General features: G+C 69.2%; 9 protein-coding genes and 3 pseudogenes. 2 read left to right on the plus strand and 10 right to left on the minus strand.

The features are described 5' to 3' along the window. Nucleotides 1-10: 10 nt before the first annotated feature. From hflX to LNW71_RS05780, 5 genes and pseudogenes are all read right to left on the minus strand, one after another. The gene (gene hflX, locus LNW71_RS05760) at nucleotides 11-1,531 is read right to left on the minus strand and encodes a GTPase HflX (protein WP_250967252.1); all 1,521 of its coding nucleotides are present in this window, start codon (nucleotides 1,529-1,531) and stop codon (nucleotides 11-13) included. 133 nt (nucleotides 1,532-1,664) lie between these two features. After that, on the minus strand, nucleotides 1,665-3,146 hold the full coding sequence (locus LNW71_RS05765) for a M1 family metallopeptidase (RefSeq protein WP_250967253.1): 1,482 nt from the start codon (nucleotides 3,144-3,146) through the stop codon (nucleotides 1,665-1,667). Between the two features lie 113 nt (nucleotides 3,147-3,259). After that, a pseudogene (locus tag LNW71_RS05770) lies at nucleotides 3,260-5,382 on the minus strand (bifunctional (p)ppGpp synthetase/guanosine-3',5'-bis(diphosphate) 3'-pyrophosphohydrolase). Nucleotides 5,383-5,522: 140 nt separating this feature from the next. Next, nucleotides 5,523-6,395 (minus strand): diaminopimelate epimerase, encoded by an 873-nt coding sequence (dapF, locus tag LNW71_RS05775; protein ID WP_250967254.1) that lies wholly within the window; start codon nucleotides 6,393-6,395, stop codon nucleotides 5,523-5,525. A 151-nt stretch (nucleotides 6,396-6,546) separates the two neighbouring features. Further along, a complete protein-coding gene (locus LNW71_RS05780; RefSeq protein ID WP_250971907.1) occupies nucleotides 6,547-6,984 on the minus strand; it encodes a hypothetical protein in 438 nt (145 codons plus the stop codon). 745 nt (nucleotides 6,985-7,729) lie between these two features. Between LNW71_RS05780 and LNW71_RS05785 the strand changes: the two genes are divergently transcribed. After that, on the plus strand, nucleotides 7,730-8,194 hold the full coding sequence (locus LNW71_RS05785; RefSeq protein ID WP_250967255.1) for a hypothetical protein: 465 nt from the start codon (nucleotides 7,730-7,732) through the stop codon (nucleotides 8,192-8,194). A gap of 90 nt (nucleotides 8,195-8,284) precedes the next feature. Here LNW71_RS05785 and LNW71_RS05790 read toward each other — a convergent pair whose 3' ends face one another. From LNW71_RS05790 to miaA, 3 genes are all read right to left on the minus strand, one after another. Next, complete coding sequence (locus tag LNW71_RS05790; protein WP_250967256.1) at nucleotides 8,285-13,849, minus strand: DNRLRE domain-containing protein; 5,565 nt, start codon at nucleotides 13,847-13,849, stop codon at nucleotides 8,285-8,287. Then, a complete protein-coding gene (locus tag LNW71_RS05795) occupies nucleotides 13,822-14,277 on the minus strand; it encodes a hypothetical protein (RefSeq protein ID WP_250967257.1) in 456 nt (151 codons plus the stop codon). Before LNW71_RS05795 ends, LNW71_RS05790 begins: the two co-directional genes overlap by 28 nt. A gap of 1,843 nt (nucleotides 14,278-16,120) precedes the next feature. Beyond that, the gene (gene miaA, locus LNW71_RS05800) at nucleotides 16,121-17,059 is read right to left on the minus strand and encodes a tRNA (adenosine(37)-N6)-dimethylallyltransferase MiaA (protein WP_250967258.1); all 939 of its coding nucleotides are present in this window, start codon (nucleotides 17,057-17,059) and stop codon (nucleotides 16,121-16,123) included. A gap of 242 nt (nucleotides 17,060-17,301) precedes the next feature. Between miaA and LNW71_RS05805 the strand changes: the two are divergent. Beyond that, nucleotides 17,302-17,585: pseudogene (locus tag LNW71_RS05805) on the plus strand (antitoxin). Nucleotides 17,586-17,766: 181 nt separating this feature from the next. Here the strand turns inward: LNW71_RS05805 and LNW71_RS05810 are convergent. Both LNW71_RS05810 and miaB read right to left on the minus strand, forming a co-directional pair. Next, nucleotides 17,767-18,480 carry a class III extradiol dioxygenase subunit B-like domain-containing protein gene (locus LNW71_RS05810; RefSeq protein WP_250967259.1) on the minus strand — a complete coding sequence of 238 codons (714 nt, stop codon included), beginning with the start codon at nucleotides 18,478-18,480 and terminating at the stop codon, nucleotides 17,767-17,769. A gap of 234 nt (nucleotides 18,481-18,714) precedes the next feature. Then, nucleotides 18,715-20,234 (minus strand): annotated as a pseudogene (miaB, locus tag LNW71_RS05815) (tRNA (N6-isopentenyl adenosine(37)-C2)-methylthiotransferase MiaB). Nucleotides 20,235-20,344 lie beyond the last annotated feature (110 nt).

Below are 20,344 nucleotides of genomic sequence, written 5' to 3' on the forward strand. Positions count from 1 at the left end.
TGGGCCGGGGTCAGTGCACCGCCGGGACGAACGGGGCGAGGTCCGAAGCGAGTTCCTCGTGCACCCGCGCCTTGAGCAGGGTGCCCTCCGACGTGTGCTCCTCGGAGATCACCTCACCCTCGGCGTGCACCCGGGAGACGAGTCCGCCCTGGGTGTAGGGCACGAGCGCCTCGATCTCGACCGACGGCCGCGGCAGCTCGCTGTCGATGAGTGCGAGCAGCTCATCGATACCGGCGCCGGTCCTGGCCGACACCGCGATCGCGTGCTTCTCGATGCGCAGCAGCCGCTGCAGCACCAGCGGATCCGCAGCGTCCGCCTTGTTGATCACCACGATTTCGGGCACGTCCAGCGCACCCACCTCACGGATCACCTCGCGTACGGCGGCGAGCTGCTCCTCCGGCACCGGGTGCGAGCCGTCCACCACATGCAGGATCAGGTCGGATTCCCCGACCTCCTCCATGGTGGAGCGGAACGCCTCGACGAGGTGGTGCGGCAGGTGCCGTACGAACCCGACGGTGTCGGCGAGCGTGTAGATCCGGCCGCTCGGCGTCTCAGCCCGGCGCACGGTCGGGTCCAGGGTGGCGAACAGCGAGTTCTCCACCAGCACACCCGCACCGGTCAGCCGGTTGAGCAGCGAGGACTTCCCGGCGTTGGTGTAGCCCGCGATGGCGACCGAGGGGACCTTGTTGCGCTTGCGCTCCTGGCGCTTGATCTCGCGGCCGGTCTTCATCTCCGCGATCTCCCGGCGCATCTTCGCCATCTTCTCGCGGATCCGGCGCCGGTCCGTCTCGATCTTGGTCTCACCGGGACCACGGGTTGCCATGCCGCCACCGCCGCTGGAACCGCCGCCGCCCATCTGACGGGACAGCGACTGACCCCAGCCGCGCAGGCGCGGCAGCATGTACTGCATCTGTGCCAGCGACACCTGCGCCTTGCCCTCGCGGGACTTGGCGTGCTGGGCGAAGATGTCGAGGATCAGGGCGGTCCTGTCGACCACCTTGACCTTGACGACGTCTTCCAGGTGGATCAGCTGGCCGGGGCTGAGCTCACCGTCGCAGACAACGGTGTCGGCCCCGGTTTCGAGAACGATGTCGCGCAGCTCCAGAGCCTTGCCGGAACCGATGTAGGTGGCCGGGTCGGGCTTGTCGCGGCGCTGGAAGACGGCGTCGAGCACCTGGGCTCCGGCCGTTTCCGCGAGCGCTGCCAGTTCGGCGAGGGAGATCTCCGCGTCATGCACGGTCCCCGAGGTCCAGACACCGACCAGCACCACGCGCTCCAGGCGCAGCTGTCGGTATTCGACCTCGGTGACGTCCTCGAGCTCGGTGGAGAGGCCCGCCACACGCCGCAGTGCGGCACGCTCGGAGCGGTCGAGCTGTTCGCCGTCCCGCTCTCCGTCGATCTCGTGGCTCCAGGCGACGTCCTCTTCCATCAGGGCGTCGGCCCGAAGGCTCTCGGTGAGGCTCTCGGTGACATTCTCCGTGGCGCTCTGCGCGTCCTGCGCGTCCTGGGGAAGGGAAGAAGAGGAGGTCATTGGATCCTTACGTCGATAGAAGTCGGTTACAACAGTCACAACGCGTGACCTCCCCGGATGATTCCCACAGGGCGAACAGTCCGGTCCGGCCGCCGCGGCGACCCGTCGATAGTGGCATGGCTCGCCCGGCCCGTCACGCGGGTTTCCCGCTGTCCGCAGGGGTCGCGCTGTCTGCCGGGGCCGCGCTGCGCCAGTCCGGGTGGCCCGGCATGGGCGGCGTGCTCGCCCCGTACAGCCAGCCGTCGAAGAACGTGGTCAGGTCGCGTCCCGCCGCCTGGGACGCCAGGCGGACGAAGTCCGACGTGGCCGCGACGGAGTCGCGGTGCTTCCTCACCCAGCGCCTCTCCAGCAGGTCGAACGCGTCGTGGCCGATCTCCTGGCGCAGGGCGTACAGGACCAGCGCGCTGCCGTCGTAGACCACCGGCCGGAACAGGCTGATCTTCTCGCCCGGGGCCGGCGGCGCCGGGCGCGCGGGCGGCCCGCCGTCGGCGCGCCAGCTGTCCGACCTGGTGTACGCGTCGCGCATCCGGCGCTCGAGCGGCCGGTCGCCGTGTTCCTCGGCGTAGCGCGCCTCGTACCAACTGGCGTGTCCCTCGTTGAGCCACACGTCCGACCAGGTCCGCGGGGAGACGCTGTCGCCGAACCACTGGTGCGCCAGCTCGTGGACCATCACCGAGTCGACGTACCACTCGGGGAAGCCGCCGTCGGTGAACAGGCGGCGCTCGAAGAGGGACAGTGTCTGGGTCTCCAGCTCGAAGCCGGTGTCGGTGTCGGCGACCAGCACGCCGTAGTTCTCGAAGGGGTAGCGGCCGACCTGCTTCTCCATCCATGCCAGCTGACCTGGCGTCTTCTTCAGCCAGCGCTCCAGCCGCTCCCGGTCCGCCGCCGGCACGACATCGCGGACGGGCAGTCCGTGCGGCCCGGTCCGCTGCACGACCGCGGACCTGCCGATGCTGACCTGGGCCAGTTCGGTGGCCATCGGGTGTTCGGTGCGGTAGGTCCAGGTGGTCCGGTCACCATGCCGGCTCCGCCCGGTGCGCACGCCGTTGGCCACCACCGTCAGCTCCTGGGGGGCGGTGACCCGGAAGGTGAAGTACGCCTTGTCGGCGGGGTGGTCGTTACCGGGGAAGACCCGGTGTCCGGCGTCGGCCTGGTTGGCCATGACGAGTCCGTCCGCGGTCTGCACCCAGCCGCCGCTGTTCCGCTCGCCCCGGGGATCGCTGGTGTGCCGGACGGTGATGCGCAGCGGCACCCCGGCCGGGAGCCGGCCCGGCGTCTCCACGATCAGGTCCTCGTCCTCGACGGCGAAGTCGGCGCGCAGGCCGTTGACTTGGACGGAGCGCACGGTGCCCCGGGTGAAGTCGAGGTTGATCCGGTCCAGCGGCTCGGTCGTCCGCGCTTCGATCGTGGTGACGGCCTCCAGCGGCTCGCTGTTGCGGCCCGGGTAGTCGAGGCCGATGTCGTACGCGAGTACGTCGTATCCGGGGTTGCCGAGATGCGGGAAGAGCGGGTCACCGATGCCGAGCGGCACCGGTGCGGGCAGGGTGGCGGCGACGAGGGAGGCCGATGCGGTGGCCAGCAGAGCGGCCCGCAGACGGCGGGAGAGGAACGGCATGGACTACGGCTACCAGCGCCGCCCCCGCCGTTCCGGGACGGCGCGCGCCGCGCCACTCGAACGAGATCCGTGGTGGCGGATTGCGCGGGCCGGGCCGCCGGGCCGGCCGGTTATCAGAGAGCGGCGGCCGGCTGCTGGGCGCGGCTCACGTCGTACACCCCTGGTACGTCACGCATCACGCGCATCAGCGAGGGCAGCCCGGCGGCGTCGGGGAGTTGCAGGGTGTACGTGTGCCGCACGCGCTGTTCGCTGGGGGTTCGACGGTGGCGGAGATGATCGCCGCGTCCGCCCCGGCGATGGCTTCGGTGAGGTCCGCGAGCAGCCTGGGCCGTCCGAAGGACTCCGCGACCAGCGTCACCCGGCATTCGGCCGCGTCACCCCAGCTCACCACGACCGGTTCGCGGCCGACGGCCTCCATGCGGGCTGCCGCGGGACACTCCAGCCGGTGCACGGTGACGGCGCCGCCGCGCACGGTGAATCCGGTGACGTCGTCGGGGGGCACGGGGGTGCAGCAGCCCGCGAGCCGCACGGTGGCGTCCGACCGTTCGACCACGGCGCTCGCGTTGCGGCCGCCGGGGCCCGCGGAGCCGGGCGGCGCGGGCTGGGCGGGCTGCGGTCCGGGCCTGCGGTCAGTGGGACCGCTGCCTGGGGCGGCTTCCGCGTCCTGCGGATGGGCGTCGAGCCAGCCGGTGATGGCGATGCGGGCGGTGGGCGTCCTGGCGTGGTCGAGCCAGTCGGGCGAGGGCCCGGACGCGGCGTCCTCGGCGAGGAGCAGCTGTACGGTGTCGCCGTCGCCGAGCACGGTGCTGAGCGTGGCGAGCCGGCCGTTCACCCGTGCCCCGATACAGCGGTGCGCCGCGTCCCCGTACTGCGCGTAGGCGGCGTCGACGCAGCTGGCGCCCACGGGCAGGCCGAGCGTGCCGCCGTCGGTACGGAAGACGGTGATCTCGCGGTCCTGGGCGAGGTCCGCGCGCAGTGTCGTCCAGAAGGTGTCGGGGTCGGGCGCGGACTGCTGCCACTGGAGGAGCCGGGACAGCCAGCCGGGCCGGGTGGGGTCGGCGCGTTCGCCGTCCGCGGGTTCGGCGGTCTGCGCACCGCTGTCGGCGGCGTACGGATTGCCGAGCGCGATGACGCCCGCCTCGGCGACCTTGTGCATCCGGTGGGTGCGGATGAGGACTTCGGCGACCTGGCCGTGCGGTCCCACCACCGCGGTGTGCAGCGACTGGTACAGGTTGAACTTGGGGGCCGCGATGAAGTCCTTGAACTCGGAGATCACCGGGGTGAAGCAGGTGTGGAGTTCACCGAGTACGGCGTAGCAGTCGGCATCCTCGCCCACGAGGACCAGCAGCCGTCCGAAGTCGGTGCCGCGGAGTTCGCCGCGTTTGATCCGGACCCGGTGCAGGGAGACGAAGTGGCGTGGTCTGACGAGGACTTCGGAGGGGATGCCGGCCTCACGCAGTACCGATGCGACGTTCTCGGCGATGACGGTGAGCGGGTCCGCCGTGGCGGTGACGGCGGGGATCACGGCGCGGGTGTCCGCGTACTCCTCGGGGTGGAGGATGGCGAAGACGAGATCCTCCAGCTCCGTCTTGAGCGCCTGCACGCCGAGCCGTTCCGCGAGCGGGATCAGCACGTCGCGGGTGACCTTGGCGATCCTGGCCTGCTTCTCGGGGCGCATCACACCGAGCGTGCGCATGTTGTGCAGCCGGTCGGCGAGCTTGATCGACATCACCCGGACGTCGTCCCCGGTGGCGACGAGCATCTTGCGGAAGGTCTCCGGCTCGGCCGCGGCGCCGTAGTCGACCTTCTCCAGTTTGGTGACGCCGTCGACCAGATAGCAGACCTCGTCGCCGAACTGCTCCCGCACCTGGTCGAGGGTCACCTCGGTGTCCTCGACCGTGTCATGGAGCAGGGACGCCGTCAGGGTGGTGGTCTCGGCGCCGAGCTCGGCGAGGATCAGGGTGACGGCGAGCGGGTGCGTGATGTACGGCTCGCCGCTCTTGCGCATCTGTCCGCGGTGCGAGGTCTCCGCGAGGACGTAGGCCCGGCGCAGGACGGACAGGTCGGCGTCGGGGTGGTGGGCCCGGTGTGCCTCGGCGACGTGGCCGATGGCGTCGGGCAGCCGGTCCCGGGAGACCGGGCCCAGCAGGGCGACCCGTCCCAGCCTGCGGAGGTCGATCCGGGGACGGCCCCGCCTGCGGATGGGAGCACCTGGGTTGGTGGCCTCTGCGCTCATGGGGCACCTCCGGCAACGTCGACCGGCGGTGGGGAGGTGCGGTCGCGCCTCCGGGCCGGTGCTTGATGCTACCGACCCCACCACGTGGCGGAGTCCGGCTCTCGCCCAGCGTGAAACGGATCACCCATTCGAGCGAAGCTCTATCCGTTCAGCGTTTCGAGCCAGGCCGGATCGATCTTGCCTTCGGCGACGATCACGGCCGCTCCGGTCATCTCGATCTCGCCGTCCGGGTGCTCGGTGATCACCAGGGTGCCGCCCGGAAGGTCGACGGTGTACGTGACCGGCGCACCGGTCTGCGCGGGGTCCGCCGCGTCCCGGCGGGCGGCCGCGACGGCCACGGCGCAGGCGCCGGTGCCGCAGGACCTGGTCTCGCCGGAGCCGCGTTCGTGGACCCGCATGGCAACGTGGCGGGGCCCGCGGTCCACGACGAACTCGATGTTGACCCCGTCGGGGTAGACCCCGGCCGGGCCGTAGGACGGCTCGGTGAAGAGGTCACCGGCGTGCGCCAGGTCGTCGACGAACGCGACCGCGTGCGGGTTGCCCATGCTGACGTTACGGGCGTCCCAGCTGCGGTCGCCGACGCTCACGGTGACGCCCGACCCGGACAGCAGCGCACGGCCCATGGAGACGGTGATATCGCCGTTCTTGGCGAGGTGCGCCTTCTTCACGCCGCCGCGGGTGGCGACCGCGAGGTCACCCTCCTCCACGGCGCCGGAGTGCTGCAGGTAGCGGGCGAAGACCCGCACGCCGTTGCCGCACATCTCGGCGATCGAGCCGTCGGCGTTGCGGTAGTCCATGAACCACTCGGCCTCCGCCGCCATGGCCTTCGCCTCGGGGTGCGCGGCGGACCGCACGACGTGCAGCAGGCCGTCGCCGCCGATACCGGCCCGGCGGTCGCACAGCTTGGCGACGACGGACGCGGGCAGGTCGACGGCGTTGTCCGGGTCGGGAACGATCACGAAGTCGTTCTCGGTGCCGTGGCCCTTGAGGAAGGCGATCTGCGAGGTGGTCACAGGACAACTGTACGAGGCCCCGCCGACAGCGCGGAAACCCGGCTCGCGACCGGACAGCGTGGACACGGCGGCCCGATCCCGGCTCCTCGGCCCCACCGCCCCACGGGGTGCGGAGGCGGCCGGGAGGGCCCGGCCGTAGCTCGCCGGTCCGTCAGCGCAGCCGCGCCACGCGCCAGACGGCCAGCGCGACGAGTGCCGCGCACACCGCGACGTACAGCACGATCACGCGCCAGTCGGGGCGCTCCCCGGAGCCACGGGACGGCAGCCCGGGCCAGGTGTGGCCGACACGGCGGGCGGCCATCATGGCCCAGCCGGCGGCGCAGCAACTGATCAGCAGGCCCAGCATGGCGACGACCGCGCCGCCGTCGCCGAACTCGAAGGCGAGCGGGAAGGCGAACATCAACGATCCCATCGCGGCGAGCGTGACGATCGGAGCGAGCTGCCAGATGCGCAGCCGCCGGACGGGACGCAGCTCGACCTCGACCTCAGGGGTCACGTCGAGCTCATCGGGCCCGTCGGGGCTCAAGCGTCCTGCCTCGTGCTGCGTGTCCGGTGCGTCTTGTTCTGTGTCGCGAGGGCCGGCCTCCATCGCCACGCGCCCTCCCAACTCGGACTTCACTGGTCGATCGATGCTCGATGATGGCACGCCCCAGGTCGCCGAATTGACGGGCGGAGCTTCCCGATGCCATCACGTGATCAGGCTGTTATCGCCCCGCTTCAGGGTTTATGCAGGTCAGACGCCTGCTGCTGGTCGGCGAGTCGGCAAGAGGTGAGCAATAGCCACAGGTCAGCGCCCGATTGACCGGCTGTGACCGGCCCGAAAAAGGAACCACCGCTCCTAGCCCAGGACGCCGCCCGTGCGGCCACTCCCAGGCGCATCGCCGAAGATCGCCGAACCGCAGGAAGCCTTCGGCGAGATGACCTTCGAGGGGTACCCGGAAGCTCGGTTCGCCCGCGAGCACGGTCCCACCGGCAGCACGAAAACGGCGACGGAGTCCCGAATGCGCGCCCCGCCCCCAGGTGATCGGTTTGCGGACGATGCACGCCTTCGCCGGCTCGTGGCACGTGACGGCGTTTCGCCGGTCCCTTACTCGACATCTCGACACCTGACGTACGGATGCCGCCGCACCCTTGTCGCCTCGTCAGATCGTCAACGCCCCGAACTCCTGAAGTGGGGTGCGGGCAAAAATCCTGTCACCTCACACGTGCCGCCCTCACACGCCGTCATCCGCCACGGTCTCCAACTGGTTCGAAGGATCGAGCGCACCTGCCACATGGCCTCCCGCAGACCCTCCATTACATTTCCACACCGCAGTCTCACGAAAATATTCCACGTGCAGACCGAGGGAGTGAAGGTCGCAGACGGGCCAGACCGTCATGTAGTAATCCATAACAAATTCCTGCACCCCTTCCGCCACGACACCAAGGACTTCCACCCAATCCGGTGTCGAGACCTCTGCGGACTTGAAGCGAACCACACCGACCGGCCCGAAATCCGGATCGCGAAAATAGTTGACGTAGTTGAACTCCTCCCGACAACCACTTTTCCTGCCTGGTCGAGTACGGACTTCTGGATCACCTCGAAGGCCGATCTCGCCATGGAGAAGGTTCGCGTGGTCCAGAGTTCACAGAATTCCTCTCCGGAAATTTCTCCGAATTCATCATGCACGTCCGACATCCACGCCAGCACCCCCTCCGGCACGGACTCCCCCTGCCACCAGACCGATTGCAGCATCCTGCCCCGCCAGTCCAAAAAATCCGACACCGTCGCCAGCCTTCCGATTGGATCGCCCTACTGAAAGTTCGCCCCACAAAATAGTATATCGCCGGAAGGATCCCTTCCGGCGATATACTATTTCACGCACTCACCTGCACGGACCCAGAGATCCTCAGGTAAACAAGGCCCAAACGCTCAGCCTAGGGTTTCGCACGCAAATATTCTGGACAGTGACGGTGCCAGACCATTCAACATTGTCCGTCCAGTCGAACCATCTCGTGAACCCGAGGACACTGTACTTTCCTCGCTCGGACTCCGATCTGCCTCTCCCGTTCGGAACTCCCCAGGAGCCGTGAAAGAAGTAATCCCCTGCCTCCGCGTGACCATAGTTCTGATTCGAGAAGAGCCGCCTCCCCGGAATGGTGATGCTGAACACAAGCTTCACGGAGCCGTACTTCTTCCATATGCTCTTCAGCTTCAGGCGCCAGGCGAGACTGCACTTGGAATGTCCGGTGCAGGAGCGCCTGAGATACAGCGTGTAGTTCTTTGTCGCCTTTTGCTGATCGCGGTAGTTCAGTCGGCTCCCGCTGGTGTCCAGCTGCGTGACCGGATCGGATGGGTAGACGTACGCGTTGGCGTTGCCGCCATAGACCGGGTCTGCCTGGAGGAAGCGGCCGGTGGACGGGTCGTAGACGCGGACACCCATCAGGGTGTATCCGGCCAGGCCGTCGGTGGCGCGTTGGTAGGAGCCCAGGGATCCGTACTCCGCCGAGGCAGCGGTGGCGTCCAGCGGGGCGCCGTACTCGTCGTAACGCTGGACTTCCGCGGTAGCGGTCTCCAGATCCAGCTGGACGGAGATGTCTCCGTGCAGGTTGGACAGTTGGAGAACTGCGTCGCCGGTGGCGCTGGTGGTGGCGGCCAGGCCTCCGAAGAGGTCGGAGACGTTGCGCTTGACCGTGGAAGCGGAGCCTGCGGCCTCGGTGGTCACCGCCCACGAAGTCGTGTCGCAGCCACAGCTGTAGTGGTTCACCGTGGTGCTCGTGGCCGACCAGGTGGCACCGCTGTCACTGGTGGTCTCGGTGGTAGAGGACGCCAGGCGCCCGACGGCGTCCAGGCCCAAGGTCTTACGGCTGGTGCCGAGGGTCTCCGAGGCGACCAGGTCGTTGGTGTAGTAGGTGAGGCTGGTGCCCGCGCTGGTGGTGGTGCGGCCGAAGGCATCGTAGGCGTAGCCAGAGTTCACCAGGCGGTCGACCGTGTCGTAGGTGTACGACGAGGTGGCCGTGGTGGTGTCGGCGGTGCTGCTGTCGCAGTCGTCCGAACTCGTGGTCAGAGCCTTTCGGTTGCTGTTCGCGTCGAAGGTGTAGGCGCGAGTGGTGCAGCCGTTGGCCGTGGTGTCTGCGGCCTGCGTGAGTCGGCCCCTGCCGTCGTAGGTGTAGTCGGCCTGGGTGGTGGACCCGTCGGTTTGGGTGTGGCTCACCTGCTTGTCGTGGATCGTGAAGGACGCGGCGTCGGACAGCACGACGACGCCCGCGGAGTTCCGGTACGTCACGGAGGTCTGGTTGCCCACCGTGTCGAAGGTTGTGGCCAGGGTGTAGCCGCCGGGCAGGGACTCGCCGGTGAGAGCGCCGTCGGCGTCGTAGGCGGTGGCGGTGGATGTCCCGGCGACGGAGTCGGTGACGGACAGGACCCGGCCGGTCGCGCCGTCGTAGGCGTAGGTGGAGGTGGAGGGCACCGAGTCGGACACCTTCACCACGCGGTCGAGGACGTCGTACGCCGAGGTGGTGGTGCTGCCCGTGCCGTCGTTGTACGACGTCTGACGGCCGAGGCCGTCATAGCCGAATGTGACGGTCTGGCCATTCGACGTCTGGGCAGCGAGCTGTCCGCTGGTCCCGTCGTAGGTGTACGTGATGGGCGGAGTGGCTTTGCCGGTGGTGCTGTTGACCGCCGTCTTCGTCGTGCGTCCGACGGTGTCGACCGTGTTGACGGCCGTGCGGGTCGCGCCGTTGGCGGTTTCCGTCTGGGTGGCTATCTGGCCCCAGCGATCGTAGGTGTACACCGTGGTGACGGACTCGGCGGGGTTGTTCCCGCCGCCGGTGACGGCGGCCGCGGGCGTGATCCTGCACAGCATCCCGTCCCACTCGACGGAGGCACAGGCGCCCGTGGCGGCCGCGTCGTAATACGTGTACCGCAGCGTGCCCGCGTCCGAGCCGGAGGAGCCGGCCGTCCGGGTACTGGCGACCTGGCCCGCGTTGTCGTAGACCGTCACCACGGAGCTGGACTCGGCGCCCCCGGTGGACAGTTCCTGTCCGGTGGACCAGTCGTAGGTCGTGGTGCTCGTGTCCGTGTCGGCGTCACTGGCGTAGCCCGCGATTGCGGCGCCGGAGGCCGTGGAGGTGACTAGGCCGGAGACCTCCGCATCGCTGGGCCGGTTCTCGTCGTAGGCGTACGAGGTGTGGGCGCGAGCGGGGATCACGGCGCCGGCGGCCAGGGTGGACTCGGCGGTGGCGCCCTTGAGTTCCTTCGTAAGGGTGATCTCGTGCAGTGGGCCGTACTCGTCGGTGAGGAACTCGCCGTCGGACGAGTACTCGGAGACCGTGCTGAGGAGCTGGGCGCGCTCGGCCGTCGACAGGTCGGTGAGTCCCAGCGTCGCCAGCTCGACGGAGCTGCTGCCGCTCAGTGCCAGCTCACGGTTGGCGGCGGTGAGTTCGGCGACGATGTTGCCGGTCTCGCCGTATTCCGTCGCGGTGATCGAGCCACCGGGGCTCGCGCTGTTGACCTCCTGGCCGTTGCCGTTGATGTAGGTGATGGCGGCCCGGCCGTACGCGGACGAGGTCAGATCTCCGCCCGTGTTCGAAGCGGGGACGGTCCCGGCCGGGAAGACGGACGTGGCGTCCGTCGGCGCCTCGTCCTGCGCCCAGGCAGCGACCGTGGCCGCGTCCATCTGGTGCGGGGCGGTCGGACCGGAGAGCGGGACGTCGTAGACGACGGTGGTGACCGCCGAGCCGGACGTGGTGCTGTCGGAGCCTTGTGCGAGGGCTGCCCGGGTGGCCTTCAGCAGCATGCCCGCGCCCGCGGTCAGTGCGGAGCCGGCCTTGCCATAGGTGAAGGTCCAGGGCAGCTGGCCCGGCTGGCCGAGGGTGGCCACGCGACCGTCGGTGTCGTAGGTGTACTCCGTCTTCAGCGCGGGGCTGACGCGCGGGTCCCACACCTGCCGCAGCTGGCCGGAGGCGTTGTAGGCGTACGAGGCGATCGTCTCGGCGGTCGAGGCGGAGGCGGCGGGCGTGGTGGCCCACAGCTTGACCGACGTGACCTGGCCCGCGTAGTTGCCGAGCGTGCTGGCAGTGGCGGTGGTGGCCGTGGCGTAGACGTACTCCAGGACGCGGCAGCCCTTGGTGGCCGGGGTGGCCTGGCAGGTGGCGGCCGGGACCGCGCCGGTCGGGGAGACCACGTACTTCGGGCGGCCCAGTGTCTTGCCGCCGACCGTGACGGTTTCCGAGGCGACGGTGACGTTGGTGTCATCGACCGCCGTCGCCGAGGAGGCGAGCGTCCAGGTGGCCGTGTTGGTGGCCGCCTTGGTGAACACGGTGACGTCAGCGGCGTCGCTCTTCAGTGTGAAGGTCGTGCCGGTGAGCGAGCCCGTCAGGGACAGGGACTTCGCACCGGTCTCCGGCTCCCAGCCGCCACCGGTGGTCGCGGTGAAGGCGACAGAGCTGCCGTCCGCGCTCAGCAGTTCCACCGATGCGTCGGAGGTCTTGCGCAGTTGCGTGTAGTCGCTGCCGGCCGCATCGACGGAGGAGGTCCACGCGGATCCGAAGATCTGTGCCTGGCCCTCGGTATTGGTGCTGTTGGCCCGCGAGGAGTACGTACGTCCCACGCCCGCTCCGAAGGCGGAGGCATCGGTGGCCGACAGCGTGTAGTCGCCGGTGAGCTGGTTGACCTGGCCCGGTCCCACCTGGGCGGAGGGCGCGATACCCGCGTCGCGGTCGAGAGTGACGCCGACAGTCTGCGAGTACCCGGTGGTGGCGCCGTTGGTGAAGGCGGCCCGCAGTTGGATGACGCCGTCCTCGGAGAGGCTGGAGATGGTGTTCCACACGACCTTGGTGGCGGCGCCGCTGTTGACGGCAACCGGCCAGGCGGAGACGGTGGTGCCGGCGGCGGTCACGTCGCCGACCGGCACGGTGTGCCAGGAATCGGTCTCACCACGCCGGTACTGCCAGGTCACACCCGTGTAGGAGGTGAGGCCCTTGGCGGACAGGTTCAGCCGGCGCGCCGTGGTGTCACCGTCGGCCGGGGAGAGGACCGCGGCCCCGTCGGCGCCGACACCGAAGCTGTAGGCGGTGGTCGCGGTGGAGAGGTTGCCGCCGGAGTCGATGGTGCGCGCGTACAGCGTGTGCCAGCCGTTGGCGGGGTTGATGCTGACGGTCTGCGCGTCGCCGCCGGAGCCGTCGCCGGTGTCCAGCTTTTTGGTGGGCATGGACGCGTCGTCCAGGCCCCACTGAAATCCGGCTCCGTCCGTGGAGGCGGTGTCGAGGGTGCAGTTCACGGCGGCGCTCGCCTTGGCGGTCCAGCCGTTCTGCGTGTACGTGTCGCAGGCGACGGTCGGCGCGGTCGGCTTGGCGGTGTTCAGCACGAACGTGGTGTAGCCCGACCACGCCCCGAAGTCCGTACCGTCGTAGGCCCGCACCCGGTACCGAAGATGACCTCCGGACGGAAACGCCGAGGCCGACGGAACAGCCAGCGTCGAGGTGCTGCCCGAGGCCACCGTCTTGCCGTACGCGGTGTACGCGTACGTCGTGTCCGCATAGGCCGGGTCAGCGGTGATCTCGTACTGTGCCTGGGCGTTGGCGCCGTCGGCGTCCGTCACCTTCGACGACAGAGTCGGCGTCAACGACGTCACATACCGCTTGTCGTTGTAGGAGTTGACTTGCGACGGGGCGATGGCCGTCGAACTGGGCACCGAAGGATACGAGTTGTATGTCACGGTCAGGTGGGGCTCGGTGGAGCCGTCGCCGGAGACGTAGTTGGCCGAGCGGTAGCGCCGCCAGGTCGTGGAGTCGGTCTCCGAGGCGCCCGCGATCCGCAGACCCTGGTTGGTGACGCCGTCCGCCCACGCCTGCACGATGGCGTCGATGTCGAAGTTGACCGTCCCGGCCGGGCAGGAGCTGCTGTAGCCAAGCGCGGCCTTGTTGATGACGGCGCCGGTGGTGGTAGTGGCGGGCTGGACGGCCCAGGTGATGTCGGCCGACGTCCAGGTCCCGGTGATCCGCCGCACTTCCGTGCCCGCACCGGTGGTGTCACAGGTCGAGGAGTAGTACGAGTACAGGGCGAGGTTCGTGTCGGTGATGTGCTTGCCCTTGAACGGGGCGACATCGAACTTGATGTAGGACCTGGCCTTCGTGGCCCCGCGTCGTACGAACCCGACTTCAGCTCCTCCGAGGAGACCTGCGAGTCGGTGTAGTTGGTGGCGACCCAGGTGTCCGTGGTCGCGGCGAGGGTGGTGGTCGGATCGACGGTGACGGGGTACGTCAGCTCGCTCTTCGTGAGGTAGTCGGCGCCCGGGGTGACGACGAGGGTCTGTGCCCGTCCCGGCCGTCTCGACCTCCGTACCGACCCTGGCCTGATGCTCCGGCTCTCCGGACATATGGTCCTTGGAGGAGTCCCACATCATCGGCGCGGGCGCCTCGGCGACCAGCTTCCCTGCCGTGTCCTTCAACAGCAGGTGACCGGATTCGGCCACCGACAGCACAAGTCCCTGAGCCGCATGGGGATCCGGTACTTCACCGGGCCGTCGGGCGCCTTGTCCAGGACCACCTTCTGGCTGAATCCTTGCGACAGCGCGGTGACTTTCAGGGTCTCGCCGTCACCGAGAGCGTAGGAGGCGGTGTCGTCCGTCACCGAGGGTGTCGGAAGGTTCGACTCCCAGCCCATCCCGAACGACCGCGCGCCCTTGGTCACCGACGCCAGCGCCGTGTCCCCGCCGTCGGAGACCGCGATGTCCGCCGCCGCCACCTCCGGCTTCAGAGCACTGCCGCCGTCGGACAACGACGTGTCGATGTTCCGCCAGACCCCATCCACCCGCTGCCGGACCGGCGCCACGTACGTCGACGTCTGCAACTGCCCGTTCGGCAGCGCATACGTCGTCGAGTCGGCCGAACGCTCCGACAACACCTCGATCTTCCGGCCCTACAACCGAGCCGTCAGCAATGCCGCGGCAGTCGAATCCGCCGACGACGCGGCTGGCTTGGCGGCCGACGACGTCACCTTGACGGTGGCGGAGTCCGTGGCCGCGAAGGTCTGCCCGGCCCCCAGCGACACCAATGCCGTCTCCGCCGCGAGAACAGCGGCAACCGCCAGCGCGGTTCGCCTCAGCGAACCATCAAGCGGCTGTCTCCCGCGTCCCCTCGAATGCGGGATCCCTCTCCCCAAAAGCCTCAAACCACACCCCTGCAATCAGACCGTCACGTCAAGTGACGTCACGGCTTCGAAATTACACAGGGGAAAATATATGAATCGTATTTGGCCAAATTTTGAGCGTTACCGCAAAGTGACCTGAACACGCGGCAGTCCGTCTTGACGTCCAATGTCCCACCTCCTCCTGCCGGGCGTCCGGACGACGGCCTGGCCGCTTCACCCGACGGCGTATGCGCTGAGATCGGACAGAACGGGTGCCGCGCAGACGCCCACACCCCGGCTTTGGCGCGAGAGGTTGTGATGAGGTTGTGATGAAGTGGTGCTGAGAAGTCGTGTCTAAATCGGCGTGAACGATTGATTCTTACTGGTCAGGCATTGTTTTGGGTGGGGTGAGCGAGGGGCGTGACGTTCCCGGACGCGTCATCCTCTCCTGTACCTGCTGGGCTGTGCCGACTCGACGGTTCTCCCCTGGTCCGTCGGGATGAATTGCCCAGCCTGCCAGGCCGGTTGTGCTGTCTGCCCGGCCGGTGCTGCGGCTAACATGAATGCCCTCTACAACACCGTCAAAACTGACCAGTTCGTCAAGGAGCGGGACCGCAGTGGTCGGCCGGTGCCCGGCGGGGCCGCCGCTGGGCTCAGCCCGTACGAGTACGCCCACTGCAACATGGAAGGGCGCTACGCCTTCGAGAAATCCGGGCCGCCCGCCGACTATCCCCGAGCTACTGACGCCCTGAAGGGTGCTCCGCCCCAGGACGACGGAGCCAGCCTCCTGTGGTGGTTGGCGCCACCAGCGAGAGACCACAGTCGTGAACCACAGTTCCAGACGGGCCGATACGTCAACTCTGTTTGACGTCGGCGTCAAATCCGCTGAGCACCGACGCAGGCCGCCGCCATGCACCCCTTCTGACCAGCGCAGGAACGCTCTATCACACGGTTCATGTCCTTTCGTTGAGCGAGCACACCCGAGCGGTGGCCTCGCGTTGACCGGTGTCCCAACTCCTAATCTCACGTTCGCCTCAGGGGCCGTCGTCCCTCGATGTTTCATCCGGTATTGCCTTTTCGTCCCGTGATGTCAGGTCGCGCGAGGAGACGGTCATCTCGTTGGTGCGGCTGCCGGCGAGGTGGACCACGGCGTCGGAGCGGGCCGACAGGGCTGGTAGTCGCCAGGCGCAGCGGATGGGATGAAAACGCAGCTCACGTGCGTCGGTCCTTCAAGACAGACAGACCAGGTCTGCAGACGGCGCGCAACATAGCGCGGGATCGCCGGTTAGCCAAACCGGCGATCCCGCGCATCATCAGTAGTCCACCACCACGCCTTGCCAAGAGCCGCTCGCCCGGATCAGATACAGCGTCCACACCTCATTGCTCGGCGTACAGAGCGCCAACTCCACTTACAACACACTCCGGCACCCCGCCACTGCCAACTGAGATTGATGACCACCCGTCAGCAAAGTCAGCAAGAGGTCAGCGCCGGACAGCGATGCGTCGTCCCTGATTGTCGGATTCTGGTGCGAACTCGCAACCCAACAACTCGCTCTGACCTGCCTCGATTTAGCCAGTAAAAGTCCCCGCTACGCCATCAATTCCTGTCATGCGATCAGGCTGTAACCGCTCGTTCGACCAACGCCAGCGCCTGGCCCGGGAGTTCTTCGCGGTGCTCCGCGGCGCCGTTCAGCCACTGGACGCGCGGGTCGCGGCGGAACCAGGAGTCCTGGCGGCGCGCGAACCGTTTGGTGGCGCGCACGGTCTCGGTGCGCGCCTCGTCCTCGGTGCACTCCCCGGCCAGTGCGGCGAGCACCTGCTGGTAGCCGAGCGCCCGGGAGGCCGTGCGGCCGTCCCGCAGCCCCTGTGCCTCCAGGGCGCGCACCTCGTCGACCAGTCCCGCGTCCCACATCCGGTCGACCCGCAGGGCGATGCGCTCGTCGAGTTCCGGCCGGGCCACGTCGACGCCGATCTGGACGGCGTCGTAGACCGCATCGTTACCGGGGAGGTTGGCGGTAAAGGGCTTGCCTGTGATCTCGATGACCTCCAGGGCGCGGACGATGCGCCGCCCGTTGCTGGACAGGATGGCGCGGCCCGCCTCCGGGTCGGCCGCGGCGAGCCGCTCGTGCAGCGCTCCGGAACCGCGCTCGGCCAGCTCCGCCTCCAGTGCGGCCCGGACGGCGGGGTCCGTACCGGGGAACTCCAGGGCGTCGATCGCGCCCTTCACGTAGAGGCCGGAGCCGCCCACCAGGACGGGGGTGCGGCCCTCGGCGAGCAGCCGGTCGATCTCGGCGCGGGCCAGCCGCTGGTACTCCGCGACGCTGGCGGTCTCGGTGACGTCCCAGATGTCCAGCAGACGGTGCGGGACGGATTCGCGCTCCGCGAGTGTCAGCTTCGCGGTACCGATATCCATCCCCCGGTAGAGCTGCATGGAGTCGGCGTTGACCACTTCGCCCCCGAGCTGCTGGGCGAGGAACACCCCCAGGTCGGACTTTCCGGCTGCGGTGGGACCGACGACGGCGATGACCCGCGGTGCGGGAGCTGGACTTCTCACTGCCACAGTCTCTCGCAATCCTGGGGGCCCGTTCCCGAATGGCGGACGTGGCGGCCCGAGGGGTGGCGTGTTCGGCTGCTCACTCAAGTAAACTTGCGAGTAAATATGGGTGTTTTCTCCTGGTTCTGCCGTTTGTCCTCCACGACCGCCGATGCCGCGGCCGGGAGAGTGCGCGACCGCGCGGCGGGTAACCGGGCCGGAGAGAGCACCCGCACGCAGTCCCCCAGCAGAGAAGGTGTCCGATGGGCTTCATGGACAATTTGAAGGCGAAGCTGAGCCCGGCCAAGGACAAGGTCAGTGACCTCGCGCAGCAGCACGGGGGAAGATCGACCAGGGGCTCGACAAGGCCGCGCGCACGGTGGACGAGAAGACCAAGGGCAAGTACAGCGACAAGATCGTGACCGGCACCCAGAAGGCCAAGGACGCGGTGGAGCGCCTGTCCCACAAGGACGGCGGCAGCACGCCGCCCGCTCCGGGCAGTACGCCTCCGGGTCCGGGCAGCACCCCGCCGCCGCCCGGTTTCTGACCCAGGTCCGACAGGACACCGTGACGGCCGTGGAGCGGCATCGCTCCACGGCCGTCGTGCGTCCTCATGGGGCCACCCGGTTCGGCGGACCGGCCGCGCCGGCGGTCACGGGGGCCACCCGGTTGAGCGACCGCGGTCACGGGCCCACCCGTGACCGGCTGCCCGGCCGCGCCGCAGTCGCTCAGGACCAGGCGGCGACCATGTAGCCCACGCCGTAGGGCGCGTCGTCGTACAGCAGCCGGCCGTCGAGGCCGGCGCCCTCCGCCGCCCCCGCGAGCACCTGCCAGGGCGCGCGGCCGGCGGCCTTGAGCTCGTACGCCAGTGCCTCGTCCAGCGCGATCAGCCCAGCGGTGTCGGCAGCACCCAGGGCCCGCGAGGCCGTCACGTCGAAATCGGCGGCGCGCTCGTCCAGGTAGCCCGGGGCCTTGAGGGTCCGGCAGGCGCTCCCGTCGCCCATCACCAGCAGCGCCACCCGGTCCGCCCTGGCGGCCAGTGCCCGTCCGGCGTCCGTGCAGCGGCCGGTCTCCAGCGGCTCCCCCACGCCCAGCGCCTCGACGGGGGCGGCAGCCCACCCGGTACGGGCCAGCAGCCAGGCGCCGACGGCGAGCGACGGGGGAAGGGGGCGGTCGGCCACCGCGCCGAGGTCACGGCCGAGCCGTACCTCCAGGCCGACGCCGAACTCCTCGAAGGTGCCGGTGGCGCCCTCGGGGTGCGGGCCGCGGCCGGCGAGGCCGGCCGGACCGATCACGATCAGCAGATCGGGCCGGGCAGCCGCCAGCACGCCCAGAGCATCGGTGCACGCGGTCCTCGCGGCGTCCAGCTCGGGCGCGGCACCGGCGGCGACGTCGGGGACCAGCAGGGGCGGGCAGGGGCATACGGCGGCGGCGACAAGCATGGAGGGCAGCGTACTGGCTGGGGGTGACACGTCCCTCGGCGCGGACGCGTCGGCACAGTCCCCTCTCGTGCCGCCCGACCGGGGACCGGAACGGCCGTCAGCCGCAGCCGGAACCCCGCACCGAGTCCCCCGGCAGCCGCAACCGCAACCCGGCACCCCGACGCACCCCGTCAGCCGCAGCCCAGTACCGAGGCAGCCGTCAGCCGCACCCGGGGCCCGGCTCCGAGGCAGCCGTCAGTCGCAGCCGCAGCCCGGGGCCGAGGTGGCCGGCAGCGGCGCCGGGGCGCCGATCCCGGGCAGGCCCAGCATGACGCCGGCGGGCTTGGCGGCCGCGGCGGCGGTGCGCTTCTCCCAGGCGTCCCCCGAGCGGGTCCGGCGTACCCCGAGGGGGCGCCTTCGGCGAGCAGGTGGTGCGGGGCGGCGTAGCTGATCTCGACGGTCACCACGTCGCCGGGGCGTACGTCCTGGTCCGGCTTGGTGAAGTGGACCAGGCGGTTGTCGGGGGCGCGGCCGGACAGCCGGTGGGTCGCGCCGTCCTTGCGGCCCTCACCCTCCGCGACCATGACGTCCAGCGTGCGGCCCACCTGCTTCTTGTTCTCCGACCAGGAGATCTCCTCCTGGAGGACGGACAGGCGCATGTACCGCTCCTGGACGACCTCCTTGGGGATCTGCCCGTCCATGTCGGCGGCCGGCGTTCCGGGGCGCTTGGAGTACTGGAAGGTGAAGGCGTTGGCGAAGCGTGCCTCACGGACCGCGTGCATGGTCTGCTCGAAGTCCTCCTCGGTCTCGCCGGGGAAGCCGACGATGATGTCGGTGGAGATCGCGGCGTCCGGCATGGCGGCCCGCACCTTCTCGATGATGCCGAGGAAGCGTTCCTGCCGGTACGAGCGCCGCATCGCCTTGAGGACGGTGTCCGAGCCGGACTGCATCGGCATGTGCAGCTGCGGCATCACGTTCGGCGTCTCGGCCATCGCGGCGATCACGTCGTCCGTGAAGTCACGCGGGTGCGGCGAGGTGAAGCGGACGCGCTCCAGGCCCTCGATCCGCCCGCAGGCGCGCAGCAGCTTGGAGAAGGCCTCGCGGTCGCCGATGTCGGAGCCGTACGCGTTCACGTTCTGGCCGAGCAGGGTGATCTCGGAGACCCCTTCGGCGACCAGGGCCTCGATCTCGGCCAGGATGTCGCCGGTCCGGCGGTCCTTCTCCTTGCCGCGCAGGGCCGGAACGATGCAGAAGGTGCAGGTGTTGTTGCAGCCGACCGAGATGGACACCCAGGCGGCGTACGCGGACTCGCGACGGGTGGGGAGCGTCGAGGGGAACGCCTCCAGGGATTCGGCGATCTCGATCTGCGCCTCCTCCTGGATGCGGGCGCGCTCCAGCAGCACGGGCAGCTTGCCGATGTTGTGCGTACCGAAGACCACGTCCACCCAGGGAGCCCGCTCGACGATCGTGTCGCGGTCCTTCTGTGCGAGACAGCCGCCGACCGCGATCTGCATGCCCGGGCGCTTCGTCTTCATGGGGGCGAGGCGGCCGAGGTTGCCGTAGAGCTTGTTGTCGGCGTTCTCACGTACGGCGCAGGTGTTGAAGACGACGACATCGGCGTCACCGTCGGAGCCCTCGGGCGCCCGTACGTAGCCGGCGCCCTCCAGCAGCCCCGACAGCCGCTCGGAGTCGTGGACGTTCATCTGGCACCCGTAGGTGCGCACCTCATAGCTTTTTCTGACGTCCACTGCTTCGCTCCGGTTGCCGCTGCTCATGCGACAAGGGTAGGCGCTGGCCGGGCGCCTCCCGCCGCGGGCGGCTTCCGGGCGGCTTCCCGGCCCCTGCGAAGGCAGGGGATCCGGCGGCGCCCCTGGCCATCGCCGGG

Origin of the sequence: Streptomyces sp. RKAG290 (assembly GCF_023701695.1) — a bacterium.
In the GTDB taxonomy this organism is placed as follows: Bacteria; Actinomycetota; Actinomycetes; order Streptomycetales; family Streptomycetaceae; genus Streptomyces.

Bases quoted from the DNA above. Each gene is read 5' to 3' on its own strand.
- LNW71_RS05810 (WP_250967259.1), bottom strand. From the start codon at position 18,480: ATGCTTGTCGCCGCCGCCGTATGCCCCTGCCCGCCCCTGCTGGTCCCC.
- hflX (WP_250967252.1), bottom strand. From the start codon at position 1,531: ATGACCTCCTCTTCTTCCCTTCCCCAGGACGCGCAGGACGCGCAGAGC.
- LNW71_RS05780 (WP_250971907.1), bottom strand. From the start codon at position 6,984: ATGGAGGCCGGCCCTCGCGACACAGAACAAGACGCACCGGACACGCAG.
- LNW71_RS05765 (WP_250967253.1), bottom strand. From the start codon at position 3,146: ATGCCGTTCCTCTCCCGCCGTCTGCGGGCCGCTCTGCTGGCCACCGCA.